This window comes from Ekhidna lutea, assembly GCF_900188325.1.
Lineage (GTDB): Bacteria > Bacteroidota > Bacteroidia > Cytophagales > Cyclobacteriaceae > Ekhidna > Ekhidna lutea.
In genome coordinates this window covers 212,339-238,216 of record NZ_FZPD01000006.1, presented here as the reverse complement: position 1 = coordinate 238,216, position 25,878 = coordinate 212,339, and the positions used below count along the sequence as shown (strand labels likewise).

The 25,878-nt window shown below is 42.9% G+C and carries 18 protein-coding genes; 9 read left to right on the top strand and 9 right to left on the bottom strand.

Translation table 11 applies throughout. From position 1 onward, the window contains the following. Positions 1 to 46: 46 nt before the first annotated feature. Positions 47 to 382 carry a single-stranded DNA-binding protein gene (locus CHB71_RS17535; protein ID WP_089358288.1) on the bottom strand — a complete coding sequence of 112 codons (336 nt, stop codon included), beginning with the start codon at positions 380 to 382 and terminating at the stop codon, positions 47 to 49. Positions 383 to 562: 180 nt separating this feature from the next. Here CHB71_RS17535 and CHB71_RS17530 point away from each other — a divergent pair, with 180 nt between their 5' ends. Further along, positions 563 to 922: a DUF2116 family Zn-ribbon domain-containing protein gene (locus tag CHB71_RS17530; RefSeq protein WP_089358257.1), complete on the top strand. Its 360-nt coding sequence runs from the start codon at positions 563 to 565 to the stop codon at positions 920 to 922. Between the two features lie 16 nt (positions 923 to 938). Here the strand turns inward: CHB71_RS17530 and CHB71_RS17525 are convergent, their stop codons facing one another. Beyond that, positions 939 to 1,358: a hypothetical protein gene (locus CHB71_RS17525; RefSeq protein WP_089358256.1), complete on the bottom strand. Its 420-nt coding sequence runs from the start codon at positions 1,356 to 1,358 to the stop codon at positions 939 to 941. 302 nt (positions 1,359 to 1,660) lie between these two features. Between CHB71_RS17525 and CHB71_RS19155 the strand changes: the two genes are divergently transcribed. From CHB71_RS19155 to CHB71_RS17500, 5 genes are all read left to right on the top strand, one after another. Further along, positions 1,661 to 5,419 (top strand): GEVED domain-containing protein, encoded by a 3,759-nt coding sequence (locus CHB71_RS19155; RefSeq protein ID WP_221406758.1) that lies wholly within the window; start codon positions 1,661 to 1,663, stop codon positions 5,417 to 5,419. Between the two features lie 77 nt (positions 5,420 to 5,496). Next, a complete protein-coding gene (locus tag CHB71_RS17515; protein ID WP_089358254.1) occupies positions 5,497 to 7,395 on the top strand; it encodes a tetratricopeptide repeat-containing sensor histidine kinase in 1,899 nt (632 codons plus the stop codon). Beyond that, positions 7,392 to 8,087 (top strand): LytR/AlgR family response regulator transcription factor, encoded by a 696-nt coding sequence (locus CHB71_RS17510; RefSeq protein WP_089358253.1) that lies wholly within the window; start codon positions 7,392 to 7,394, stop codon positions 8,085 to 8,087. Before CHB71_RS17515 ends, CHB71_RS17510 begins: the two co-directional genes overlap by 4 nt. Before the next feature lie 112 nt (positions 8,088 to 8,199). After that, positions 8,200 to 15,219: a T9SS type A sorting domain-containing protein gene (locus CHB71_RS17505; RefSeq protein ID WP_089358252.1), complete on the top strand. Its 7,020-nt coding sequence runs from the start codon at positions 8,200 to 8,202 to the stop codon at positions 15,217 to 15,219. A 79-nt stretch (positions 15,220 to 15,298) separates the two neighbouring features. Continuing rightward, on the top strand, positions 15,299 to 15,751 hold the full coding sequence (locus CHB71_RS17500) for a methyltransferase family protein (RefSeq protein WP_089358251.1): 453 nt from the start codon (positions 15,299 to 15,301) through the stop codon (positions 15,749 to 15,751). A 190-nt stretch (positions 15,752 to 15,941) separates the two neighbouring features. Here CHB71_RS17500 and CHB71_RS17495 read toward each other — a convergent pair whose 3' ends face one another. The 5 genes from CHB71_RS17495 to CHB71_RS17475 form a co-directional block, all read right to left on the bottom strand. Further along, the gene (locus CHB71_RS17495) at positions 15,942 to 16,604 is read right to left on the bottom strand and encodes a CPBP family intramembrane glutamic endopeptidase (protein ID WP_089358287.1); all 663 of its coding nucleotides are present in this window, start codon (positions 16,602 to 16,604) and stop codon (positions 15,942 to 15,944) included. A gap of 153 nt (positions 16,605 to 16,757) precedes the next feature. Continuing rightward, positions 16,758 to 17,498, bottom strand: coding sequence for a LytTR family DNA-binding domain-containing protein (locus CHB71_RS17490; protein ID WP_089358250.1), 741 nt, complete (start codon positions 17,496 to 17,498; stop codon positions 16,758 to 16,760). Between the two features lie 290 nt (positions 17,499 to 17,788). After that, the gene (locus tag CHB71_RS17485) at positions 17,789 to 19,147 is read right to left on the bottom strand and encodes a M20/M25/M40 family metallo-hydrolase (protein ID WP_089358249.1); all 1,359 of its coding nucleotides are present in this window, start codon (positions 19,145 to 19,147) and stop codon (positions 17,789 to 17,791) included. A gap of 109 nt (positions 19,148 to 19,256) precedes the next feature. Next, the gene (locus CHB71_RS17480) at positions 19,257 to 19,889 is read right to left on the bottom strand and encodes an alpha/beta hydrolase (RefSeq protein ID WP_089358248.1); all 633 of its coding nucleotides are present in this window, start codon (positions 19,887 to 19,889) and stop codon (positions 19,257 to 19,259) included. 63 nt (positions 19,890 to 19,952) lie between these two features. Further along, positions 19,953 to 21,194: a DUF819 family protein gene (locus CHB71_RS17475; RefSeq protein WP_089358247.1), complete on the bottom strand. Its 1,242-nt coding sequence runs from the start codon at positions 21,192 to 21,194 to the stop codon at positions 19,953 to 19,955. 78 nt (positions 21,195 to 21,272) lie between these two features. On the opposite strand from CHB71_RS17475, the gene CHB71_RS17470 reads away from it, so the two are divergent. The 3 genes from CHB71_RS17470 to CHB71_RS17460 are packed head-to-tail and all read left to right on the top strand — an operon-like array spanning position 21,273 to position 23,164. Beyond that, positions 21,273 to 21,416 carry a 30S ribosomal protein THX gene (locus tag CHB71_RS17470; protein ID WP_089358246.1) on the top strand — a complete coding sequence of 48 codons (144 nt, stop codon included), beginning with the start codon at positions 21,273 to 21,275 and terminating at the stop codon, positions 21,414 to 21,416. 3 nt (positions 21,417 to 21,419) lie between these two features. Further along, positions 21,420 to 22,103 (top strand): outer membrane beta-barrel protein, encoded by a 684-nt coding sequence (locus tag CHB71_RS17465; RefSeq protein ID WP_089358245.1) that lies wholly within the window; start codon positions 21,420 to 21,422, stop codon positions 22,101 to 22,103. After that, the gene (locus CHB71_RS17460) at positions 22,100 to 23,164 is read left to right on the top strand and encodes an alkane 1-monooxygenase (RefSeq protein WP_089358244.1); all 1,065 of its coding nucleotides are present in this window, start codon (positions 22,100 to 22,102) and stop codon (positions 23,162 to 23,164) included. Before CHB71_RS17465 ends, CHB71_RS17460 begins: the two co-directional genes overlap by 4 nt. Here CHB71_RS17460 and CHB71_RS17455 read toward each other — a convergent pair. Both CHB71_RS17455 and CHB71_RS17450 read right to left on the bottom strand, forming a co-directional pair. After that, positions 23,161 to 25,437, bottom strand: coding sequence for a DUF5916 domain-containing protein (locus CHB71_RS17455; RefSeq protein WP_089358243.1), 2,277 nt, complete (start codon positions 25,435 to 25,437; stop codon positions 23,161 to 23,163). The genes CHB71_RS17460 and CHB71_RS17455 overlap by 4 nt on opposite strands. Beyond that, on the bottom strand, positions 25,424 to 25,840 hold the full coding sequence (locus CHB71_RS17450) for a tellurite resistance TerB family protein (RefSeq protein ID WP_089358242.1): 417 nt from the start codon (positions 25,838 to 25,840) through the stop codon (positions 25,424 to 25,426). The genes CHB71_RS17455 and CHB71_RS17450 overlap by 14 nt, the downstream gene beginning before the upstream one ends. Between the last annotated feature and the right edge of the window lie 38 nt (positions 25,841 to 25,878).

The following is a 25,878-nucleotide window of genomic DNA, read 5'->3' as shown; positions in this document are numbered from 1 at the left end:
ATCGTTAACGATGCAGGGCTTTTTTAGTCAACGATAAAATTGATAATCAATCTTTCTTACCCATCATGTGTAGTTCGCTCAAGCTAATCTCGGTGATGTATTTTTTCTCACCCTCTTTTTCATATGATCGATTAATCAACTTACCTCCCAGCGCGATCTCGCTTCCTTTATTAAGATAGTTTTCGACTACATCCGCTTTCTTACCCCACACCACAATGTTGTGCCATTGAGTATCTTCTACTTTTTCACCTTTGTTATTGTAATACGTCTCGTTTGTAGCGAGTGAGAATGTGGCCATTTTTTTGCCGCTTTCGAAAGTTCTTACTTCTGGATCGTTACCTAATCTACCAATTAGTTGTACGTGGTTCTTTAAACTTGTCATGATAATAAAAATTTTAATTGTTAATGATTCACCTGTTGGTAGATGAATTTGTCGTTTGACGATGGCAAAGGTTGGGTAGGTCACAAACTTGATTCGGTTTTTAAATATTTGTAGTCATTTAGTATCCGTTTGTAGTCGTTTGTAATTGGATTTTTTATTGAAAGTCAATACTTTAGAAAAATGAAAAATAGAGAATGCCCGGAGTGCGGCAGACCTGTTCACGGTCGGATTGATAAAAAATTTTGCTCAGATGCATGTCGAAATGCCTTTAATAATAAGGCGAATTCAGCCACAACCAATTACATGAGAAATGTGAACAACACATTGGCTAAGAATCGAAGAATATTGCTTGAACTAAACCCGGATGGCAAGAAAAAGACGCACAAAGACAAATTATTAAAGAAAGGATTTGACTTTGATTTTTATACGAATAGCTACACAACGAAAGCTGGAGATATCTACCGGTTTTGCTATGAACAGGGTTACCTTCTGCTCGACGAAGGATTCGTTCTTTTGGTAGAACGAAAAAATGAGGATTAGCAGGACTATTCAACACTCACCAAACTGCATGATCCAGATTCGCATCAATAGTAGTGGTGGAATCTGACTTAATTTCAAATGGATGACAAATGCATGTTTCCGGACATTGGATTATCGTACATACTACCTGATCAGCATCATTTAAGAATAAACTATATCTTCCGACAGGAAGATCTGTCTGATACTCGCCATTATCATCTGACTTAATTTTTTTTACCAGTTTATTTTCATCGTAAGATTCACTTACGTCAGTAATCAAAATTGTTATTGAAACAGGTCTTGGCTCACACGGAGGTCTTCCCGGCCCAGGCATGCAATTCCCTTCATAAACTCCTGTTACACCTTTTAATGTACCTTTCTCAATTTTAGGTTTTTGAGCAGCACAACCAAAAAATAGCCAAACTAAAATTGTGATTCCTTTTAATATTTTATACATAACGACATTATCGTATAAATCCTGAATTTAGGATCAATTTAAACTATTTCGTCTACACAATAGACTGATTCGTCGACAGATTGTAACTTTCATTATCATTTGATAATACATTTTTATCTATGTAAAGTGCAATAGATTCTTAGCTCGTTCTGAAAAAATAATAATAACAGTTTAAAATTTTAATTTTTGTTTATAAACAAAATAAAGTATTGATTTTGTTTTTTTAAAGCAAAGCTTGTTGGAAGTCCGTAAAAAATAACCTTATATTCGTCGGATTAATTAGTAACCTAGATCGTTTTATTATGAGAAGAAACAAGCGACAGGTTAAGGCGTTGTTGCTCGCCTTTACCTTGTCCACTATGACCACTTTTGCCCAGACTCCAGAGCAGCGGCAAGAGATTAGCAACAAGTATGACAAAGTAAAACTTACCCAACTAAAACAGAGCTTTAAAGCCAAAGAGGACAACAGAAAAGCTCAAGCCATTAACATGGCCTCCCTACGAGGTTGGGAAATCCTCAAAGCAAATTCGGATGGTTCTGTAGATGAATTGGTAGCAGTATCAAAAGACGGCCAACCTATTTATTACACAATCTATAATGAGGATGCTGCACGGTCTACACGAGCAGATCACCTCAATATTGGGGGTTCACTTGGTTTAAGTCTTGATGGCCAAAACATGACTGCTCATGTATGGGATGGAGGACCAACCCGAGTAACACACCAGGAGTTTGATGGGCCGGGTGGAAACAACCGGGTTACAATCAATGATGGAGTGACGGGTTTGAATGGAAATAGCTTCCACGCACAGCATGTTACCGGTACTATTGTTGCATCAGGTGTACAAGCAGCTGCTAAAGGAATGGCTCCACAAGCTAGAGCACTTACCCATGATTGGAACAATGACCTTTCGGAAGCTACCACTGAAGCGGCAAGCGGGATGTTGATTTCAAATCACTCGTATGGATTTAGAGCGGACCTGGTACCTGATTGGTACTTTGGGGCATATATCGATGAATCTAGAGATTGGGATAATTTGATGTACAACTCTCCATTTTACTTGATGGTAGTTGCTGCTGGTAATGACGGTAATGACAATTCCTCAAACGGAAACCCACTTGCCGGTCAGTCCGCATATGATAAACTTACTGGTCACTCGACTTCCAAAAACAACATGGTTGTTGCCAACGGGCAAGATGCAAATGTCAACAATGATGGTACTTTCAATTCAGTGACAATTAACAGTAGCAGTAGTGAAGGTCCTACAGATGATTACAGAATCAAGCCGGACATTACTGGTAATGGTACAGGTGTTTACTCTACGTACGACAACAGTGATGTAGCTTACAACTCTATCAGTGGTACTTCCATGGCATCACCTAACGTGACCGGAACACTATTACTTCTTCAGCAGCATTACAACAATTTGAATGGCTCTTTCATGAGAGCTGCAACCCTAAAAGGGGTGGCACTTCATACTGCTGATGATGCAGGTATCTCCGGTCCGGACGTAGTTTACGGATGGGGACTGCTTAACGCCAAAAAAGCTGCTGAGGTAATCAGCTCTAATGGTGGAGCTTCTGTAGTTTCGGAGCTTACGCTGAATCCTGGCCAGACTTATACATTGAATGTTGACTCTGATGGAAGTAGTCCGTTATTGGCATCTATCTCCTGGACAGATCCGGCTGGAACAGCTAATACTGGAACAGCAAACCAAACAACTCCGGTACTTGTAAATGACCTTGATATTAGAGTTTCTCAGGGAGGAACAACTTACAATCCTTATAGATTGACTGGTATCAACTCAAATGGAACTGGCGATAACAATGTTGATCCATACGAAAGAGTTGATATTGCCAATGCAACAGGATCATATACAATCACTGTTACTCACAAAGGATCTCTTTCCGGAGGTAGTCAGGACTTTTCATTGGTTGTAACTGGTCTCGGAGCTTCAGTGCCTTGTACGGCAACCACTCCTACCGGACTTTCATCTTCTAATGTTGGATCATCTACAGCTACACTTAGCTGGGATCCGGTTTCAGGAGCTACTTACGACGTAAGATATCGTCAGACAGGTACTACAACTTGGACCACACAAGCTTCTTCGGGTGCTTCTGCAAGTCTTACCGGACTGACCGCTGAAACGCAGTACGAAGCACAAGTGAGAAGCAAGTGTTCTGACGGATCTAATTCTTCTTACTCCAGTTCAGTAAACTTTACTACAACTGAAGTGCAGTTAAACTACTGTGCGTCAAATGGTAATAATACAAGCGATGAGTACATAAGCAGAGTCCAGCTTGGAAGTATCGATAATTCCACTGGAGCATCTTCCGGAGGATATGGTGACTACACAAGCCAGTCTACTGATCTTGCGAAAGACGCTTCTGCGACGATTACTGTGACTCCAACCTGGACAGGAACAGTTTACAACGAAGCATACAGCGTTTGGATTGACTATAACAAGGATGGTGATTTTTCAGATGCAGGAGAGCAAGTGTGGACACAGTCTGCAACGCAAACAACTCCTGTTTCAGGAAGCTTTACAGTACCAAGCAGTGCTGTTGAAGGTAATACCCGAATGAGAGTTTCGATGAAGTATAATGCAGTTCCTACCGCTTGTGAGTCATTCACTTATGGTGAGGTTGAAGATTATACAGTGAACATCACTGGAGGTGGTGGAGACACAGAAGCACCGACAGCACCTACCAACCTTGCAGCATCTAACGTAACAGAGACCACCCTTACACTAAACTGGACTGCATCTACAGATAATGTAGGAGTAACCGGTTATGATGTGTATCAAGGGTCTACCAACATTGGAACTGTAACCAACACAACTGCGAATGTGACAGGACTTACTTCTGGTACATCTTATACTTTCACTGTGACTGCAAAAGATGCAGCTGGCAATGAGTCAGCAGCAAGCAACGCGGTGAATGTCACTACTCAGAGTCCTGGCATGTCTTGTTCATCTACTGAGACCCTTCCTTACAGCGAAGGTTTCGAAAGCAATGATGGATGGACGCAGATTACAGGAGATGATGGCAACTGGGTTAGAGATGCCAACGGAACCCCTTCATCAAACACAGGACCAAGCTCAGCAGCACAAGGATCGTATTACATGTTCCTTGAAGCTTCAACAAACGGAAGCACCGGACAGATCGGTCACAATGCAACAGCAATCCTTGAAAGCCCATGTTTTGATCTTTCAGGAGAAAGCGCAGCAACGTTCTCATTCCAGTACCACATGTATGGAAGCAACATTGGGTCTTTAACTGCACAAGCTTCTACGGACGGCAATAGCTGGACGAACATCTGGACGCTTTCAGGCAACCAGGGCAACTCATGGCAGACAGCCAGCATTGATATGGCTTCTTACCTTGGAGGTGATGTGAAGCTGCGAATCGTAGGAACAACCGGAAACGGATGGTCTAGTGATATCGCTGTTGATGATCTGCAGGTAACTGCTGGTGGCGGAAATACTACAGTGACTTTAAGCATCACATTGGATAACTATCCTGAGGAGACCAGCTGGCAGATCAGAGATGGTGGAACAGTGGTAGCTTCTGGTGGAACGTACGGCTCACAGCCTGACGGATCTACAGTGACAGAGAACATTTCTCTGGCTGCAGGATGCTATGACTTTGTGATCAATGATTCATACGGAGACGGTATTTGCTGCTCTTATGGGAATGGCTCTTACAGTCTGACAGATGGTGGCACTACGCTTGCATCCGGTGGAGCATTTGGCTCAAGTGAGACAACCAACTTCTGTGTAGGCGGAGCTACATCTTCTTACGTGATACATTCATCGTTCACAACAGGAACGGCTGTTAGCGTGAGCATGTATCCAAACTACAGAGTGGAAGATCGATTGAGCATCGCTTCGAACAGAGCAGAAGAGTCATATAAAATCACAAACCTGAATGGTCAGATTGTTAAGTCTGGACAGTTAGTGAATGGCAAAGTACACCTAGGTAATTTGAACTCAGGCATGTACATGATCCACCTTGTAGATGAAGGTGGTAAATCTATCATGAAGAAATTCGTCAAAGAATAACTTAAACCTAACCTAATCGAAAGCCCTGTCTGCCATGCGGATGGGGCTTTTTATTTTTATTGGTTTATTTTTATCCGATGCGAAAACTGCTGGTTTACCACTTTATTTTTTTTCAATTTTCTTTTGCATTTACTCAAAATATTCAACTGATCAGATCACTAACTGATTCAGCGGAGCATGTGAGTAATGATAGCCTTCGAGCTCTATTATATAGCGATCTGAACTACCAATGGGCGGAGTATGATTTTGATTCTGCCTGGTACTATGCCGGTAAGGTGCTCGAGTTGGGGCATCAATTGGACAACCCCATTATCATTGGCAAAGGAATCAGGGCACAAGGGCTTGCATACGATTATCAAAATGAGTTTGACTCAGCTATTGCCTACTATCAAAAAGCGGCCGATCATGCTATTTATCATGATGATGTGATAGGTCTTGCTAATGCAGTATTCAACCTGGGAGTGGTTCACTCATTCAAAGGGGAGTTGGAAGCGGCCATTGAAAAGTACAAAGAAGCCTCCCGGACTTATGTGGAAATTGATGATACTCGGATGTTGGGGATTCTATATAATAACATGGGGATTATCTTCCGTAAGACAGAAAAGTATGCTTTGGCCAAAGAGTCGTACCAGAAATCATTGATGTACAAGGAAAAGAGAGATGATCAAAATGGTATACTGAATACGCTCACGAACATCAGCGCAGCTTGTCGGTTTCTCAACGAATACGATAGCTCAGTATACTATTCAAACAAAGCTCTACAGCTTGCCAGTGAGCTGCAAAATGAAACAGCTTACCTACATGAATTAATAAACCTGGCGATCGCACATGAAGCCCTTGACAATCGAAATGCGGCATTGAAGTATTACGAAGAATCGGCTGGTTTGCTCAAGGATGACAGTCCCTATGACACAAAAGCTCAGGTGCTGAATGCACTTGTGCTGTTTTACTTTGAGCAGGACGATCTGGCACGATCAAAAAAGTATCTGACCCGAATGGGGGAAGTCATTGACGATAAGGTAAAACCGGATATTGCTTATGAGTACAATAATCTGGCGGCCAATGTTTATGAAAAATTAGGAGAACCAAAACGTTCCTTAACTCATCTAAAAAAAGCCATAAAACAAAAGGAGCAACTCTGGGATAATGAGGTGCTCACTAAAACAACCGAACTGGAGCAGCTCTATGAGAAGGACAAGCGGGAAGCAGAGATTGCCCAGCTGAATGCAGAAACACAGCTACAGGCGGTCTCCCTAAGCAAGAAAGATCAGCAGCGAAATGGGCTCATCATCTTCGCGGTATTGCTATCGGTGGTGGCAGGGTTGGCCATTGTCATGTTCAGACAAAAGAAAAAATCTCTTCAGGAAAAGGAAGTCCTGATTCAGGAAATTCATCATCGGGTGAAAAACAATCTGCAGGTAATCTCCAGCCTGCTCAAGCTGCAAGCTGGTAACCTGGAAGATGAGGCGGCCCAAAAAGCAGTGAAAGAAGGGGAGAGCAGAGTGAAAGCCATGGCCCTGATACATCAGCGGCTGTATGGCACCACCGATCTGAAAGGGGTAGATGCGCAAGACTATTTTGAGAACCTCTTATCTGAGCTTTTTTACTCCTTTGGGGTGAATGAGGAGCTGGTTGATTATCAGGTGAATTCTTCGGGTATAAAGCTGGATATCGACACGGTTATTCCTTTGGGACTCATCGTGAATGAGCTCATCACTAACACGCTCAAATATGCTTTTGATCAATCGAAAGAAGGAAAAATCACCATTTCACTTGAAGAGCATAACAATCAACTTGTGGTGTCTGTGGCGGACAATGGTAAAGGGATGGATAAGAGCAAACTGGAAACTTCAGACTCGTTTGGCTGGAAGATGATTCGCTCACTGTCCAGAAAACTGGAGGCCGAAATAGATATCTTAAGCGGAGCAGGAACCCATGTCCAACTGAAACTTTCACAATACAAACTGGTAGCATGAGCAAAGCATCGATAGTCGTAGTGGAAGATGAGCCTTTAATCGCTGATGACATCCTTGACACCCTTGAGCGACATGGGTATGAGGTGGTCAGTACCTTTTTTAATGGCAAGAAGGTGCTCGAATTTTTCGAGGACAATGCCCCTGATCTGGCTATTCTGGATGTCAATATTGATGGGACGATGGATGGCATTGAGCTGTCCAAACACCTCAAAGTACCATTCATTTTTTTGACCTCCTACTATGATCAAAAGACACTCGACCGAGCCAAACAAGTCAATCCCTCAGGGTATATCGTAAAGCCTTTCAATGAGCGAGACTTGATCGCCAATGTAGAGATCGCTCTATCGAGAAGGAAAGAAAAGCCAGCCGACTCAAAGGCACCTGAAAAATTGTTTCTGAAGAACGGACAGGAAATCATATCGGTGATGTCTTCTGATATCGTCTACGTGGAGGCATTTGATAACTATGCCAACGTCTTTACCGAAAAAGAGAAATTCATCATCAGCCATACGCTTAAAAGTGTGGAGGGAAAGCTTCTGCCCTTTGGATTTATGCGTGTTCATCGATCGTATCTCATCAACTTTGCGCATGTAGATTCCTTGTCCGAAGGGTACGTTTTCCTGAAAGGACACAAGGTACAGATTGGAAAATCGTATCGTAAAGACTTTATTGAAAGCCTCAGTATGCTTTAGGCTTACTCGGTATAAGTGTTCGTTCCCTAAAAAAATCAATCCCTTCACTAAATACCAGTTTTAGTCCTGACGACTCTTAGGCAACTTGATTACCAATCAAAAAAGTTGCCTTATGAAACGATTGTATTACTGCCTTTTTAGTTTTTTAGCCTTTCAGCTTTGTTTTGGCCAACCTTATGTTGACAAGTGGACAGCCAGCTACTCTGCTGCTGGGTCCTTTGAAATGACAGAGTCTGCCACCAGCTCGATAGGTGAAACGTATGTTTTAGGAACGCTGTTTACCGGGTCGGATTATGATGCCATTCTAGTCAAGTTTGACGAAGACGGGAATCATGACTGGACAAAAACCTACTCGTCTGGCTATGGAAGCTCCGAAGATTATGGAGCAGCCCTTTCTGTAGATTTGAATGACAATGTCTTTATTCTAATCAATATCAACCCGGATGATGCACAAAACTCGGCGGTGGCCAATGGCATTCTCATACAGAAGTACAATGCCAGTGGAACACTCCTGTCTGATTATGAAAGTGTAAATAATGCCACTGTCAAATTTGGAAATATTGGTTATGATATTGGTTTCATAGACCATCCATCCTACTCCGATATCTACATAACTACCTCTCGTGCTGCGAGTGGGGGCATGGGGCTTGAGGCTCGATTGTGGCGTTTTGATAGCTCGTTAAACTTTGAAGCTTCGACCAAATACGACACAAGTGATGATGATATTCCGGAACAACTGGTTTTTGCTGGTACACGAACATTTATGATCATTCGAAAATCAACATCTGTTCAGGTAGAAGGTTGGTTGGGTGATTTTGCATCAAATGCTGAAGCAACGGAAAATAGAAGCTATAGCATTGGTAGTTCAGTGGAAGAGATCATAGATGCCACATCCTATTATTCCAATACGGAACTGGTTGTACTGGCAAAGCTGACTTCAGGCAGCTACCGGTATCGAGTATTTGATATTTATGATTTTGACGGAATCTCAGGTGAGTTCACCAAAACCTTCACCAGCACCTACACACTCAATGACCTCACGGTTAACGACAACACACCCATGGATGTCTACGTCACAGGATCTAAGACCGTATCGGGTCATGAGGAGATGCTGCTCATGAAGTTAAATGCAACAGGAGTTATCCAGTATGAAAACCTGCTGTCAGCTACCCATGGGAGCAGTAGCTCGGCAGGGAAGACCATTTTCAAAGATGGAAGTACCCTGAAAATAGGAGGAAAGGTCGTAGAGTCGGGCACCAGTCATCCTGGATCGGCCAGCTTTGATACCGATGGAAATCAGACGGATGTTTCGCATTTTAACTCAGGGTCAAATACGATTCACCAAATGGTACAAGGGGCAAATGGGGAGAATATTTTAGTGGGCAGCAGCGGCAGCAGTACGTATGCCTATGCACAATGCTCCGGTCCACCAAGTGTTGATCTAGGAGAAGACATTGTTTCTACAGAAGGGCAAACCGAAACACTGGGGGCGTCCTTACCTATTGGCCAGTCTTACGAATGGTCGACTGGGGCTACCTCACGCACCATTCAGGTGACTACAGACGGCACGTATTCAGTGGCTGTCAGAAACAATCAAGGCTGCCCGGCCAGCGATGAAGTAAATGTGTCTTTTCTCGAGGCAGCACCAGTAGCACCAAAACTGCTGCAACCGGTGATCGTTGCTAATCATGGCACCAGTCCGGTGATTCAAATCAACTGGGCCAATGACGATGTAAAAGCAGTGAGTCATGCGTTGACGTATGAGGTTTCCTGGAATCCTGGCACCACATTCAATGCTTACAATGGCCCGAACACCTCGTACGATTTTACTGCGGCGAACCTCAGCGGGGATGAATACACGATGCGTGTCGCTTCCCGAAATAATGACAATGTAGAGTCCGGGGGCAAATTGCTTACGCTAAGACCCTGTAGTCTGTATGACATGAGTGCGCTTGAAACCTATGTCGGTGGATTCACACTAAATGGCCCATCCAGCTTCACAGATGCGGGAGGCACAGGTTCATTCAATTTGAGTGGTTACTCAGGCGGAGATGATGAGCTAGACTCTTTCTTCGAGTGGGTGCTGCCTGCCGGGTGGGAAGTCACCAATTACACCACCGTAAATGTGACTGTCGCTGTTCCGGCTGATGCCACCAGTGGGCAGGTAGGCGTGCGAATTGTTAATCCATGCACGGGAGAGACCACCTCCACAATTACCAAAGATGTGTACATCGTGCGGGATCAGACCATCACATTTAACCAGCCGTCAAACACCAAAGTAGGAGCAGCCGCCTTTGATTTGGGAGCTACAGCCAGTTCCGGCTTGGCAGTAAGCTACCAAGCAAATCCAACAGATATTTTGCAAATTGTAGATGGTATGGCCACCCCCCTAAAAGCCGGTACGGTCACCATTACAGCCAGTCAGTCTGGGGATGCCGAATGGAATGCCGCCCCCAATGTGGAGCGCACCCTCACGGTCAATAAAGGCGATGATGTTATTACATTCAACGCATTGGACAATGTGGTATGGAATGTGGCTGATTTTGATCTGGATAACTTAGCCTCTACAAAAAGTGGACGCCAAATCAGTTGGTCGGGTTCGGATGATTTGATCGCTGCGGTGCTTTCCCTTGGAAACGTGGATCCAAAGAAACCAGGAACCATCACTATAACCGCAAGTCTTGGTGGGAATAGTGATTGGAATGCTGCTTCGGATGTAGATCAAGCACTGACTGTAGAAAAAGCCAATCAGACCATTACTTTTTCGCCCGTTCCCAACAAACTAGTCACAGATGATGACTTTCAGATTTGGGATTATATCACCGTATCATCGGGCCTTAGCCCAACAGTAGTAAGTTCTCAAACTTCAGTCGCGGATATCACAGGATCGGTTCTGAATATTATAGGAGCTGGCACCACTACGCTCTCGGCTTCACAGGAAGGAGATGCGTATTACCATTCAGCCACTAGCCAAGCGCAATCTTTTACGGTCGATAAACTAAGTCAAACAATCACATTTGATCCGATTCCGGATAAAACGGTGCAAGATGCTGACTTTGATTTGACGGCCACAGCCAGTAGCAATCTGACAGTTACTTACATGAGTTCAAACACTGCAGTGGCGACAGTGACCGGCAGTACGGTGAGTATCGTGGGAGAAGGAACTACCACGATATCTGCAGATCAGGCAGGAGATGCTACCTATACTGCAGCACCCACGGTGAACAGATCGCTTACTGTGGGAGCGGGCGTCACGGTAACTTTTGATACGGGTTATCCCCAGTTTGACTATTTCTGCTGCGGTGCTTACAAGCTTTTTCTTCAGCTTACCGAAAATGGCAATGTGTACTATGTCGTAGAACCGGATGGTAGCTCAGAGCCAACGCCAGACCAAATCAAAAACGGAAACAATGCCAGTGGTTCGGCAGCATTTAAAAGCGGATCAGCATTCTCGCTGGAGGCTGGAGTTGAAAACAGTCAATCGCAAATCAGCGGGTTAGCAGAATCAACGGCCTATGATATATACCTGGCTGTGGCAGATGAAAGCTTTAACCTATCTCCGTTCGTGACCAAACTAGATGTGGTCACCGATGATCGTACCGCACCCGAGTGGAGTGGTACTTATCCTAAGATGGGCACCATTTCATCCCTGGAAGCAGAGGTACTGATCGATTTGAATGAGGAAACAGGTAAAGTGTACTATGCGGTTTTTGGCAGTAGCAGTACCACACGTTTTCCGGCAAATCTCAAAAACGGAAACAATTTTGGCGCGCTGGATGAGGGGTTTGTAGATGCCAGCGCAACCGGCTTTACACTCACGGGGCTGACCGAAGACCGTGAATACGATGTGTGGTTGGTTGCAGAAGATGCGAGTGAAAACCTTCAGCCTGTAGCAGTGAAGATTGATTTTACAACGATTGATGATATCGTTCCTGAATTTGTAAGTGGGTTTCCGACAATCTTGGCAATTGATGAGACAGTTGTAGATATTGAAGTGAAAATAAATGAAGGGGGCACCATTTATGGAGTAGCGCAACTTTCAGGAGAAACGGCACCCTCTTTTGCTCAGGTGAAAGCAGGAAATAATAGCGATGGTAGTCTGGCTATAAGCTCCAACTCATTGTCGCTGACCATGAACGAATTGGGCGTGCTTAGTCTTTCTGGCTTGACTTCAGAGGTAGCATACGACTTTTATGTGGTGGCAGAGGATGAACATTCGAACAGCAGCGGTACGCCGGTGAAGCTATTTGCTACTACTGCTGACCTAAAAGCACCGGCCATAACACCTACGTTCCTGACTGAAGTGTCTGTTACTTCTGAAGAAGCTACTTTTTCATTCTCCTTAGACGAGGCGGGCACCTTTTACTTCGTCTTGGACGGCAGCATCGTTACCAGTCCGTCACCAGCCCAGGTGAAAACGGGTAAAACGGAAACCGATCAGGCAGCTTTAATTTCCGGATCGAAGGTTGTGGCCACAGAAGGGGAGGTAGTAAGTTTTATGGTGACAGGGTTGAGTGCCGGGCAGGAGTATGAGCTGTTCTATGTAGCGGAGGATGACGTTGGGAATATTAGTTCGAGTACGCTCAGCAATACGTTTCAAACCGACAAGCTGGATCAGACGATCACGTTTGAAGCGCTAGCCAATAAAGTTTACGGAGATGTTGACTTTGATTTGACGGCCAGTAGCAGTTCCAACCTTGAGGTTACGTATGCCAGCTCCAACGAAAATGTGGCCATGGTAGATGGTTATACAGTAACTATTCTTGGTGCTGGAACCACCACCATTACTGCCATTCAGTCGGGTGATGATACGTATAATGCAGCGGCAAACGTGAGCCAAGATTTGATTGTGGAAAAGGCGAGTCAATCCATCATCTTTACACCACTTGAAGCCAAGTACATAGATGATCCAACGTTCGATCTTATAGCTACAGGTGGTAATTCCGGCAATCCGGTTACTTTCATCAGTTCAGATGAGAGTGTCGCGACTGTATCGGGAAGTACGGTGACGATTGTAGGCGCGGGTGCAACAACGATTACCGCAAGTCAGGCAGGGAATGACACTTATGAAGCTGCTACTGATGCAACTCAAGAATTGATAGTAGGCAAGCAAAGTCAAACGATCACTTTTGAGGCGATAGAATCCAAGTCCTTTGGAGATGCTGATTTTGAACTGGTCGCCACTGGAGGTGATTCCGGTAATCCGGTAACGTTCACCAGTTCAGAAGAGAGTGTCGCGACTGTATCGGGAAGTACGGTGACGATTGTAGGCGCGGGTGCAACAACGATTACTGCAAGTCAGGCAGGGAATGACACTTATGAAGCTGCGACTGATGCAACTCAAGAATTGATAGTAGGCAAGCAAAGTCAAACGATCACTCTTGAGGCGATAGAATCCAAGTCCTATGGAGACCCTGATTTTGAGCTGGTCGCCACCGGAGGTGATTCCGGCAATCCGGTAACGTTCACCAGTTCAGATGAGAGTGTCGCGACTGTATCGAGCAACACGGTGACAATCGTAGGCGCAGGCACAACAGCGATTACCGCAAGTCAGGCTGGAAATGACACTTATGAAGCTGCTACAGATGTCACTCAAGAGCTGATAGTAGGCAAGCAAAGTCAAACGATCAGTTTTGAAGCTATAGAATCCAAGACCTTTGGAGACGCTGATTTTGAACTGGTCGCCACAGGAGGTGATTCAGGTAACCCGGTAACGTTCATCAGTTCAGACGAGAGTGTTGCGATTGTTTCGGGAAGCATGGTGACGATTGTAGGCGCAGGCTCAACAGTGATTACCGCGAGTCAGGCAGGGAGTGATAACTATGAAGCTGCTACTGATGTAACTCAGGAGGTGATAGTTGGTAAACAAAGTCAAACGATCACTTTTGAAGCTATAGAACCCAAGACCTTTGGAGATACGGATTTTGAGCTGGTCGTCACAGGAGGTGATTCGGACAATTCGGTAACGTTCACCAGTTCAGATGAGAGTGTCGCGACTGTATCGGGAAGTACGGTGACGATTGTAGGTGCAGGTGCAACAACGATTACCGCAAGTCAGGCTGGAAATGACACTTATGAAACTGCTACAGATGTCACTCAAGAGCTGATAGTAGGCAAGCAAAGTCAAACGATCAGTTTTGAAGCTATAGAATCCAAGACCTTTGGAGACGCTGATTTTGAGTTGTTCGCCACCGGAGGTGATTCAGGTAATCCGATTACGTTCACCAGTTCAGACGAGGGTGTTACGATTGTATCGGGAAGCATGGTGACGATTGTAGGCGCAGGCACAACAACGATCACCGCAAGTCAGGTAGGTAATGATAACTATGAAGCTGCTACTGATGTAAATCAAGAGCTAATTGTAGGTAAACAAAGTCAAACGCTCAGTTTTGAGGCGATAGAATCCAAGACCTTTGGAGACCCTGATTTTGAGCTGGTTGCCACAGGAGGTGATTCCGGTAATCCGGTCGCGTTCATCAGTTCAGACGAGAGCGTAGCGACAGTTTCGGGAAGTATGGTAACGATTGTAGGTGCAGGCACAACAACGATCACCGCAAGTCAGGGTGGAGATGACACTTATGAAGCAGCTACGGATGTCACTCAAGAATTGATAGTAGGTAAGCAAAGTCAAACGATCAGTTTTGAAGCTATAGAAGCTAAGACCTTTGGCGATGCTGATTTTGAGCTGGTAGCTACTGGAGGTGATTCTGGCAACCCGATCACATTCACCAGTTCAGATGTAAGTGTTGCCACTATATCGGGAAGCATGGTGACGATTGTTGGTGCAGGAACAACAACGATCACAGCAAGCCAAGCTGGAAATGACAACTATGAGACAGCAGAGGATATATCGCAGGAGCTGGTGATTGAAGCTGAAGAAATTCCAACAGGCTTAAGTGAAAAGGTTGTTGTAACTATTTATCCGAATCCGGTGGCTAACAAGCTATTTATTGATGGTCAAAATTTAGAATCAGTTGAATTATACACACTAGGCGGTGTTCGGATAAAATCATGGGATTTAGTATCCGGAAATACAGCAATCAGTTTCGGTGAAATTGAGCAGGGGTTGTACCTGATTCAGATCACAGATCGGTCTAAAAAACAAGTGCTTAAACGAATTGTGAAAAAATAACTAAGGCAGCTTTAGCTGAGGCTATGGCTAAAGGCCACTCGAGGAGTGGCCTTTTTTTGTGTTTTACTATCTTCCCTTTATGAAACTAAAAATACCTCCGGTAATCATTTTCTTTCTCAGCCTAGGCATCATGTTTGGGGTTTATTACCTCACAGCTGAAGTGGTTTACTCTTTTCAATACCAAACGATGCTTTCGAGAATTTTTCTCGGTATAGGCGTCCTATGTGCCTTTTCCGGTATCATTTCTTTCCGGATGAAAGGCACAACTGTAGATCCTTTGCGCCCGGAGAAAGCATCTTCGCTAGTCACACGAGGCATCTATCAGTACACCAGAAATCCGATGTACCTGGGGATGGGGCTGGTATTAATAGGTGGTTGGATTCGGATTGGCAGTCCGATTGCTGTGATAGGCATCCTGTTTTTCTTTTGGTATATGACCATATTTCAGATCAAACCGGAAGAAGCTTCCCTAACCAAAATCTTTGGCAAAGACTATGAAGATTATTGCACGAAAGTGAGGAGGTGGTTTTGATTAGTGACTGAGCCTTGAAGGTAAAAACTGCCTCACGCAAAAGATAGTTGAAAGTTTTTCACTGACTTTGGAATAGTTCAATGGGGTGAATCTAAAGGCTGTTACCTGTTCGCCTTTTTTCCATTAGCTTGCTTATAGACGATAGTGTTTGTTGACAATTGCCTTATTCATGAGATTATTGCTAATATCATTACGCCAAACCAAAGTAAATACATATTAAAGCAATGGTGTCAAAAATACCATGTACAGCAATAACAAACCACAAATCGTATTTACGTAAGTAGAAAATCAGGGCCAAGAGAGCTCCTACAGTTCCTGTAACAAGTTGCCCTGTAATCCCCTGCTGGCTATGCATAAAACCAAAAAAGCAAGCAAATAGGATAATGTTAAGCATAATACTGGCTTTGCTATCACCAAAGAATTTCACGAATTGTCGCATAAAATAACCGCGAAAGATTATTTCTTCTCCAAACCCCGCAGTAAGCCATACTATCGGTAAAGCAATTAAACAGGCAGCAAGGTTTCCTTCCAATTGATCAAAATTAGAATAATCTATAGGAGCCCCAGTAAGTATCGTAATTCCAGGAACTAATACAAAGGCATACAATGCAAAGAGCCCTAATGCAACTATTGGAGCCATCACGAAGATGTTTTTGAAATTGAAATTTTCACGTTTAAAGCCAAGGGCTGAAAATGGCTTTCCTTTATATTCTATATAATTAGCTATAATGATTAGTACAGAAATAATGATATTCTCTATGATCATTCTTTCCATTGGTCCAAACCATAAAAAGCAAATGATAGAAACAGTGATTAATGGTATTAATATTTGTCGTAAGGTGATTTTGTTCATTGTCCTTTGTTTTTTGATTTGAAACAAAGGTGAATCAAAAATCTGCTCAATTGACACATTAAGTATGTTTTGGTACAAAAGTGCCACTTTTAGGTATAAAGATTCTACCGTAAAATCGACTGGTAGGAAAGCCCCGATTTTAGGTACAAAAAACTATGCAGACAGAAGTTCCTTATTGAAAGTTTTGGAAACGGGAAGCTCTATTTCGGTCAGGTATATGGTGTTTGAGTCTTTCCATGACTTGAAATGAGTGGGGTTGATGAGGTGTGAGCGGTGTACTTGCAATAAGAAATTAAATTCCGCTTTTAAGTTCCTTAATGAGGTGCGAATGAGTTTGGAATGGAGCGTATTGCTTTGGGTGTAGAAGATCTCGACATAGTTTTGTGCATTGGATACACAGATCAATTCTGCCTTCTTAATTTTTAATATATCTAGTTTATTATCTCCCTTTATGGTCAGGGTGTCCTCCTTTTCAGGTATTAGTTTGATAAGGTAGCTTCTGGCAATGGCCAGGATAGTTAGGTTTACAATTGCCGCCCTCAACATGATTTCGGTGTTCCATTCAAGGAAAGTATAGCCACCATTAATTATTGGGCTTTTATACAGCGCAAATGTGCCGATAGTATGAATGATGTAAAAAAATAATAGCGTGCTAACTTCAAGGCCAACAGACCATCTCTGGATTTTTTCAAAAATTGCCTTTTGGATCACAGCTATAAGTCCATAGGTTATGAACGCGATCAAATTGAATCCTATGCTGGACCGAATCCAAAAAATGAACCCAGTTGTTTGATCACTAAAGGGTTTCACCATATACATGAAGAGGAAACCCCATAGGGCAAAGAATAAACCTACCAGTAAATGGTATTTGATAGATGGATTCAGTTTATTCATTTGAACTACTGGTCATTTTTATTCGGTTTTAGATTAAACTTTTGCTGTATAGGAATTTCGTTAAAAGAATAGATGTATGCTTAGTTGTAGTGTTTAGTATTTTTTATTTCGATTAGAGGCTATTTTATCGGTTGTTGTCAACCTTAACATTAACGCCACTAGTGGCGTTTAGCTACCTTATACATTTTGACGCGCTTTTTTATAACTAATTGATTCACAATTATAAAAGCGTTTTTTGTAGTATATGAACAGCACTCGATAATCGTAAGGTCTATTTCAAATATACGCTTCTATTTCAACCCTTCCTGATCCAACAGATACATCATCGCACCCATGCTTGCAGCCCCGAGCTCGAGCTCTCGCTGGTCTACGACTTCAAACACATCCGCAGGTGTGTGATGATAAATAAAGTATCGTTGAGTGCTTGGCCGTAATCCAATGAGTAAGGTGCCCTGTGGACTTAAGGGACCAATATCTGCTCCACCACCATTTTGTGTAAAATCCCATACCCGGTAAGGGGTAAAGTAATCCCTCCATTTTTTTACCTGATCTTTTTGCTCGTCTGTGCCGGACATTGAGAAACCCAGCGGCTGAAAGCCTCCGGAATCAGACTCCAAAGCAGCAATGTGCTTTTCATTTTTTTCTTTCGCTACCCGTGCATATTCACGTCCACCTCTCAAGCCATTTTCTTCATTCATCCACATCACCGCACGAAGTGTTCGTTTGGGAGTGATTCCCAGCGCTTTAAACAATCGAACGGCCTCAATGGCCTGCATACAACCTGCACCATCATCGTGTGCTCCTTCGCCCACATCCCATGAGTCCAGGTGACCACCAACTGCAATAATTTCATCGGGAAACTCAGAACCACGTAACTCTCCAATGACATTGTAAGAAAGAACATCGGGTAGCTGTTTGCAGTGAGTCTCTATATACACCTTCAGTTTTTGTTCCTTTAATACCTGACTTAGTTTATCAGCGTCGTTGGTACTGATTGCAACGGCCGGTATTTGATTAATGAGCGGTTTGTAACGAAGTGATCCGGTATGAGGTATATCATCCTGCCGGTTGGTTACCGAACGAATAATGATAGCTTTTGCGCCGAATTTAGCTGCTTCAGAAGCGCCGGATGACCGCTGAATAACAGCCCCTCCATATGCACCGAAGGTATTAATGATAGTAGGGTCCATCTCGCCATTGTAGAACACAATTTTTCCTTCCACTTTTTTCCCCAGCTCATTGACTTCATCGATCCCGCTGACTTCAATCACCTCTGCCAGGATGCCATCCGAACCGGTTCCAACAGAATTGCCCAGAGCAAGCGCATTCATTTCAAAAGTCCCATGCTTTTCTGAGTTGATTGCCCGTACGACCTCTTTCTTACCTCTTACCCAGTGAGGCACCATCACCGGTTGTAAATACACCGTATCAAAACCGTATGACTCCATGAGTTGCCTGGTGTATTCCACGGCTGCAGCAGCTTCAGGAGATCCTGAAAGACGATTACCTATGTCTTTACACAACACACGTAGGTTTTCATACACATGCCCATCCGTGAGTGTTTCATCATAAATCTTCTTGATCATCTCTTCATGCTGCGAAAAAGAAAGTGTCGGGAGCAGTAGCAGGAGGGTTATTAAATTTTTCATGGATAGAAAATTAGAAAATATGTTCGATCAATTACGACAACCTTTTGATGAAATGTGAATTCCTTCTTTGAAGGGAGGGAGGGCGAGGTTGAGTGATTGAAGTGTGCTATCACAGTTCGGCCACAATCTCCGAAACCACCCTATGCCCACCATCATACCAATGAAGTTCCGGTTCGCGATTCATTGCTGTTTTTAAGACGTTGCTTTGATTTTCAATCATCTCTTCTTTGAAGTACTTGTCTTCCCTGCTTGTGTAGTAGTGTATCCCCTCATTGCCCTTGAGGTACTTCCAGTCATTCGGATCTGTATCGGGTGGAAACGTACCTGCCCAGATAATCATTTGCTCAAATGGAATTTTTGCATGAGCCGCATACCTGCCCATAGTGGCAGTGCCTTGTGAGAAACCGAAATAGATCAATCCTTTATTTGAAAGATCAAATTGATTTAGAACGGAATCAATGTAAGAATACTGATTATCGATCTCGGTTAACCGGTCTTCTTTCGTCATCCAGGACGCACCTACTCTTCCGTATACACCATCAAGATAATACTTAGAGAGTCCCTGGGGAGCAATGATGAAGTTCTTCTCCGGATCCAGCCCTTCAAATTTTTTGATGAAGTACTCAGCCAATTGACCATATCCGTGGAAAACAAGCCATATTCGCTCGGTCTTTTCTGTCAACTCATTGAGGGTGTAGTAGGAAGCTTTTACAGTTACGTCTATGTGATGTTGTTCTGCCATCTTGAATTTAATTACGATACAAACCCCTCATTTGAGGGGATTTAAGGACGGGTTAAGAGTCAATTACCCTGCCACCATCTGCATCATTAATCCACATAAGTATGCTCCGTACGTACCCAGCACATATCCTAATACAGCCATTAAAACCCCTACAGGCGCTAGTGACGGATGAAACTCTGAAGCGATGACGGGAGCTGAAGCTGCCCCTCCAACATTCGCTGTGCTACCCACTGCAATGAAGAAGTAAGGTGCTTTGATCAGTTTAGCCACAATAGCTAATAGGAGCACATGAAATAGAATCCAGGTAATACCGAGGAAGAAATACCCTGGGTTTGAAAAAATAGCCAGGATGTCCATATTCATACCAATGGCGGCTACAAGAATGTAGATAAATGCACGTCCAATTCTGGAAGCACCAACACCTTCTAATTCACGGACTTTTGTGAAAGAAAGGATCACTCCCAGGGTTGTGGCAATTACCACAATCCAGAAAAAGCCTGAAGTAAGACTGTATTGTTCTAAAGCAGGATACTGCTTTAGGTACGGCACTATCAGGTCACTACAGAAATGCGCAAAACCTGTACAGGCAAACCCGATCATCAACACCTTCATCAAGTCTGTGAGATTAGGAATTTTGGAAACACTAGCCTGGTAGTTTTCCATTTTTACCTTTAAGGATTCAATAGCAGAAGAATCAGCCTTTAGCTTCCGGTCTATTAGTTTGGTAACCGCAACACCTGCAATCAAAACTCCAAGCCAGGCATTCCCTACGATGATATCTACCGTAACCATCGTTGAAAACAGTTCATCACTCACTTCAAAAACCTCTTTCATGGTTGCTTGATTGGCGCCACCCCCAATCCAGGACCCTGCAATAGTGGTCATACCACGCCATACTTCGTTTGGAGCAACTCCACCTACCAGGTCAGGAGCTATTTGAGAGAAGATCAAGATCGTAAGAGGACCTCCGATCATGATTCCAACCGTACCGGTCACGAACATGATGACTGCCTTCGAACCCAATTTAGCAATTTCTTTTAAGTCCACACTGATGGTCAGTAAAACCAAACTGGCAGGCAATAGGTATCTGGAGGAAACAAAGTAGAGATTTGATTGAGATGGATCTATGAGACCTACTGCCTTCATGAGGGAGGGAAGGAAATAGCATACCAGCAAAGCCGGAACGTAACTGTAGAATTTTTTCCAGCCGGGATGATCTAATGCAGAGGTGTAAAATACAGCCCCAAGCATGAGCATTAGTATTCCAAAAATTACGGCATCATTTGTGATAATAGGTTGGTCCATGTTGTTGTGATTAAACTTCAAGGATAATCATTTCCTTTGAGTATCCCTGATTCTTTTATTTTTGAAAAAAATACAATTATGGGAAAAGGAGATAAAAAAACCAGAAGAGGTAAAATATCAAAAGGCACTTATGGCGTAACCAGACCCAGAAGTGCCAACAAAAAGACCGCTGAACAACCGACTAAAAAGTCAACAGCAAAGAAATCAACTAAAAAGAAGTAGTAAATGAGGGTAGTATGGCTGATCTGCACTTTGTGTCTTGTGCACACAGGTGTTGCTCAAAAAACATATGTGGGGGTTAAGGCAGGTGGCCATGTTTCAACGGCTTTTATTGAACACACTATTTTCAATTTAAACCACAATTCTACTTTCCTTCCGGGAACCAATGGCGGGATATTTATCAAATACTTGCCCAAAGCAGGCAATTCATTTCTGAATTCAGGAATTCAGGTTGGAGCGAATTATGTTCAGAAGGGTTGGAAGCAGACTTTCTTCACGGATGAGCCCAACTACAAGGCTCGAATGAACTACCTCGAGATTCCTCTGGAAGGGATTGGGTATTTTGGTGGTGAAAACAAATACTTCATTTCAGCGGGATTCTATGCAGAATTTTTGATGAGCTATTCATTGGACCCTGAACCCGATTCTGAAAACAGGGGAGGAGCCGACTTCTATACCTATGAAAAGGATCGCGATCGTGAGTTTGGTTATGGCGGCAGAATTGGAGGAGGATTGTTTAGAGATTTATCAATCGGAACGTTCCAATTAGAAGGATTTTTTAGTTACAGTTTCAGTAATTTTATAGATGCTGGAGATCTAACAACGGAAACACCGGACCTTTCAAATCATTGGATGGTAGGGTTTACAGTTGGTTATATGATTTCCCTCAATAAAAAGGAAACTGAATGAATAAAATTCGTGCATTAAAGTATATGAACGTGTTGATTTTGCCACTTTTGGCTATTGTCAGTTTCAACACACACGGATGGCTTACGTACCTACCTCTCATCGAGGCGTTTGCGTTCATCCCTTTACTCGAACTCACATTTAAACCCAATCCGGCAAATTTTTCCAAGGAAAGAGAGGAGGAACGAAAGAATGATTCCATTTACGACTGGCAGCTCTATATTATGGTGCCAATTCAGTTCCTAATATTAGGAATGTTCTTTATTTCCATGAGTGAGCCCGGCCTGACCCTTGTTGATCAAATAGGCCGAATTACCGCTATGGGGCTTATGTGTGGTGTTATTGGAATAAATGTAGCACATGAGTTGGGTCATAGAAACACATGGTATGAACAGCTGATGGCTAAAGCTTTGCTCCTTACTTCATTATATATGCACTTTTTCATTGAGCATAATCGAGGACATCACAAACATGTGAGTACCAAAGAAGATCCATCCTCAGCCCGATATGGAGAAATGCTCTACACATTCTGGGTTCGATCTGTTGTTTTTGCTTACCTCTCAGCATGGAAACTTGAAGCTAAAAGATTGAAAAAAAAGGGGGTGTCACCATTTTCAATTCACAATGAAATGTTGAGGTTCCAAATCATACAAGTGGCTTTTACACTAGGCATTGGGCTTCTATTTGGGTGGATTGTAATGGGCTATTTCATTGCTGCCGCAATCATGGGCTTTTTACTGCTTGAGACAGTAAATTATATTGAACATTATGGACTGGAGAGAAACAAAAAAGGTGATGTGTATGAGCGTGTAATGCCTCACCATTCATGGAATTCAGATCATAAACTTGGACGTATCATCTTGTTTGAATTGTCACGTCATTCGGATCATCATTATATAGCAAGTAGAAAATATCAAATCTTGCGACACATTGATGAAAGCCCACAAATGCCAACAGGCTATCCCGGAATGATGATTTTGGCAATATTTCCGCCACTTTGGTTTGCTATAATGAACCCTCGTATTAAGCAAATTCAACAGCAAGGATTGGCACAGGCGGCCTAGAGGTTAAGCCAGTAGTTGACTTTGAAAACGATGGCCCTGTTCCTTGTCTGGAATCCATCCGTTATATAATTGTCAGTGTAAACAAGAAAGATATCAGAAACTGGCTTGAACCGCCACTGGAATCTTGAATTATGTCCCAGGTTTTCGCGCTGTGAATTATACTGGATGAAAGTAGTGAAAAACACTTTGTTACTCAGCGTTAAGTCAAACCGCGGACCTATCAGGAATAAGTCAGCATCATTGTAAGGAGCTGGTAAATTAACCTTATTATACTCGCCATTTAATTGTATTTGCATGACGGGTGGTAATCTGAAAGTGAGTCCAAGCTCGGCATTAAATCGTTTCCCATTGAAAAATCCGCCGTTACTTACAGAAGCTCTTACAATGAAATTTTTTCTTCTATCGGTTCGGTAGAATATTCTGTAGCGATACCAACTATGACGTGTGTTTTCCTCAAGTTCTCGCCCATCAGATCCTGATGGATCGAATGAAGAGGTCAATGAAACAAAATCCCATCCTGAACCAATCTCTAGATATGAGGTATTTAGAAATGATATTCGATACTCGAATCCGGCATCATTATCTAGTCTTTCCCAATCGTTTGTGAGAACACCTCCAAAACCAATTCCTGGTCCATGTCGCTGCACAATACTACCTTCTGCTGGAAATATATTAAACTCGGTACCTGCACCGTAATTTGTAACTCCAGGTCGGGGTACAAATCCCACTTCTGCATTGTGATTTTCTCCTATTCGCTGAAAATTAACCCGAGCCCCAAAAGTGGGTTTTTGATATCTCAGGAAAGCACCAGTAGCATACTTTTCGTCAGAACTAACACCAGGATCCAATGACCTGTGATAAAAAAAATCTCCTTCCCAGCTATTGTCGATGTTGGCAAGATTGTAATCAAGGCCAAAAACATAATTGTATTCAGATAAGGTGACCAGCGTATCCTTCGGGTTCAGTTCATTTCCAAACTGATCTTGAAGATCACCCGTATTTGCTAGGGTGGTTGAATCGTACGTTACAGCGGATTCACCTAAATTATTCCTGCCAACGAAAATTGCGCTTAAACGAGAACGACTAAATATTTGCCTTTCCAATACAGCGACGGAGTAATTTTGAGCAGGAGAAATTTCTTCAGAAGTCTCATCTCTATTGGTCATCATGTTAAGGGCGCCAACTCGCCACTTACTGCCAATTTTACCACTAAGTCTGGCTCCTGCAATGATTGGGACATTCCTCCTTGTATCACCAGATCCCTGAATGCCAATTCTTCGTGAAAAGAAAGGCCTGCTTCTAAAAAATCCTCCATCAGCAAAAAGGTCTTGATTCTCAAGAAAAAACTGTCTTCTTTCTGGAAAGAATAGCTCAAAGCGCTGAAGATTTGTTACCTGCTGATCAACTTCTACCTGGGAAAAGTCCGGGTTGAATGTGAGGTCCACATTTATTGAGCTGGATACAGCTACCTTGGCATCAAATCCTCCATCAAGTTTGTATTCAGCAGGCTCGCCTTCTTCATGATCTTTTCCAGCACTGGAAGCTATATAGGGTATTACCGTAACATTTGGTCCTGCTGGTTTGGGAGGTTCATCCCAATTCAACCGACCTGAAAAAGTCATATTACTCATACGATACCCTTGAGGCACCTGAATCCAAGCGGTTCGCTCATTACGTTTTAGGTTATTTCTTAATACCTGAAGGTTCCATTCAGGTGTATTGTTATATCGAATGGTTTTAAATGGAATAGAAATTTCAGCAGACCAGTAGTTTTCACCTTTGGATACGGCACTGTACCATTTGTTATCCCAGTCGTCTCTAACGTCACCACCAAGTAATACTAATCCTTCTCGTTGCACATTGTTAGGTGTCACCTGAAAGGAAAAGCCATTGGTTTTATCATCATAAGGATCCAGGTAGAAGGCCACATTGTCATTGGAACTCCAATCAAAATCTCTTCTTCTGGTCGTTGAAATATCGTCTCCTTCTAAATAATCATAGCAAATCACACCTATAATGATCGACTTGTCTGTGTAAGTGATCATAAATTGGGTGCTGTCTAATGCAGGCTGATTGTCTGTTGGGAATGTTTGATAAAAGCCTCCAGCTCTAGGAAGTTGTTTCCAAATTGCCTCATCGAGACGGCCATCGAGCTCAATAAACTCATCAGTAGATTCAATATAATAATCTACGCCATCAGGTTGATTTTGAGCCCACCCACAAACAAATGCCAATAAGAAAGAAAGTGTAAGTGCTTTTTTAGTTCTGTTCATCCAAAGGGATTAGATGCTGGTCAGCGATTGACCGCAAGAAATTTTTGTTTGAATTGATACTTGGATCTTTATAGATATAAGCAGAAAGATCCGCAATCACGCCAGGCTTATATCCCAAATTCAAAGCCAGCTTTTCACAAAATTTAATCTCGTTCGAATGAACCTTACCATCTGCTTTCATCATTCTAATGATGTTAAATAGATAATTAAACTTTTCATCAGGTGGTAAATCCTTCAGTTTTGGTATAGGTCTGGGGTTGTTAACTATCTCAGCAGTTTTCTCCTCAGGAATACCCAAACCATCAGCTATAAACATGATCAGTCGATATTCCTCTTCAGCTACTACATTATCAGCTTTGGATAGGTGAGCCAGTATACTTATTTGTTCTTCGTGCGATAACATGGCGGAAATTTAGTTTAAAATCATTAATAGCTGGAATG

What these genes read in the sequence shown, in the direction of transcription:
- CHB71_RS17535 (WP_089358288.1), bottom strand. Translation starts at nt 382, where the DNA reads ATGACAAGTTTAAAGAACCACGTACAACTAATTGGTAGATTAGGTAAC.
- CHB71_RS17530 (WP_089358257.1), top strand. Translation starts at nt 563, where the DNA reads ATGAAAAATAGAGAATGCCCGGAGTGCGGCAGACCTGTTCACGGTCGG.
- CHB71_RS17525 (WP_089358256.1), bottom strand. Translation starts at nt 1,358, where the DNA reads ATGTATAAAATATTAAAAGGAATCACAATTTTAGTTTGGCTATTTTTT.
- CHB71_RS19155 (WP_221406758.1), top strand. Translation starts at nt 1,661, where the DNA reads ATGAGAAGAAACAAGCGACAGGTTAAGGCGTTGTTGCTCGCCTTTACC.
- CHB71_RS17515 (WP_089358254.1), top strand. Translation starts at nt 5,497, where the DNA reads ATGCGAAAACTGCTGGTTTACCACTTTATTTTTTTTCAATTTTCTTTT.
- CHB71_RS17510 (WP_089358253.1), top strand. Translation starts at nt 7,392, where the DNA reads ATGAGCAAAGCATCGATAGTCGTAGTGGAAGATGAGCCTTTAATCGCT.
- CHB71_RS17505 (WP_089358252.1), top strand. Translation starts at nt 8,200, where the DNA reads ATGAAACGATTGTATTACTGCCTTTTTAGTTTTTTAGCCTTTCAGCTT.
- CHB71_RS17500 (WP_089358251.1), top strand. Translation starts at nt 15,299, where the DNA reads ATGAAACTAAAAATACCTCCGGTAATCATTTTCTTTCTCAGCCTAGGC.
- CHB71_RS17495 (WP_089358287.1), bottom strand. Translation starts at nt 16,604, where the DNA reads ATGAACAAAATCACCTTACGACAAATATTAATACCATTAATCACTGTT.
- CHB71_RS17490 (WP_089358250.1), bottom strand. Translation starts at nt 17,498, where the DNA reads ATGAATAAACTGAATCCATCTATCAAATACCATTTACTGGTAGGTTTA.
- CHB71_RS17485 (WP_089358249.1), bottom strand. Translation starts at nt 19,147, where the DNA reads ATGAAAAATTTAATAACCCTCCTGCTACTGCTCCCGACACTTTCTTTT.
- CHB71_RS17480 (WP_089358248.1), bottom strand. Translation starts at nt 19,889, where the DNA reads ATGGCAGAACAACATCACATAGACGTAACTGTAAAAGCTTCCTACTAC.
- CHB71_RS17475 (WP_089358247.1), bottom strand. Translation starts at nt 21,194, where the DNA reads ATGGACCAACCTATTATCACAAATGATGCCGTAATTTTTGGAATACTA.
- CHB71_RS17470 (WP_089358246.1), top strand. Translation starts at nt 21,273, where the DNA reads ATGGGAAAAGGAGATAAAAAAACCAGAAGAGGTAAAATATCAAAAGGC.
- CHB71_RS17465 (WP_089358245.1), top strand. Translation starts at nt 21,420, where the DNA reads ATGAGGGTAGTATGGCTGATCTGCACTTTGTGTCTTGTGCACACAGGT.
- CHB71_RS17460 (WP_089358244.1), top strand. Translation starts at nt 22,100, where the DNA reads ATGAATAAAATTCGTGCATTAAAGTATATGAACGTGTTGATTTTGCCA.
- CHB71_RS17455 (WP_089358243.1), bottom strand. Translation starts at nt 25,437, where the DNA reads ATGAACAGAACTAAAAAAGCACTTACACTTTCTTTCTTATTGGCATTT.
- CHB71_RS17450 (WP_089358242.1), bottom strand. Translation starts at nt 25,840, where the DNA reads ATGTTATCGCACGAAGAACAAATAAGTATACTGGCTCACCTATCCAAA.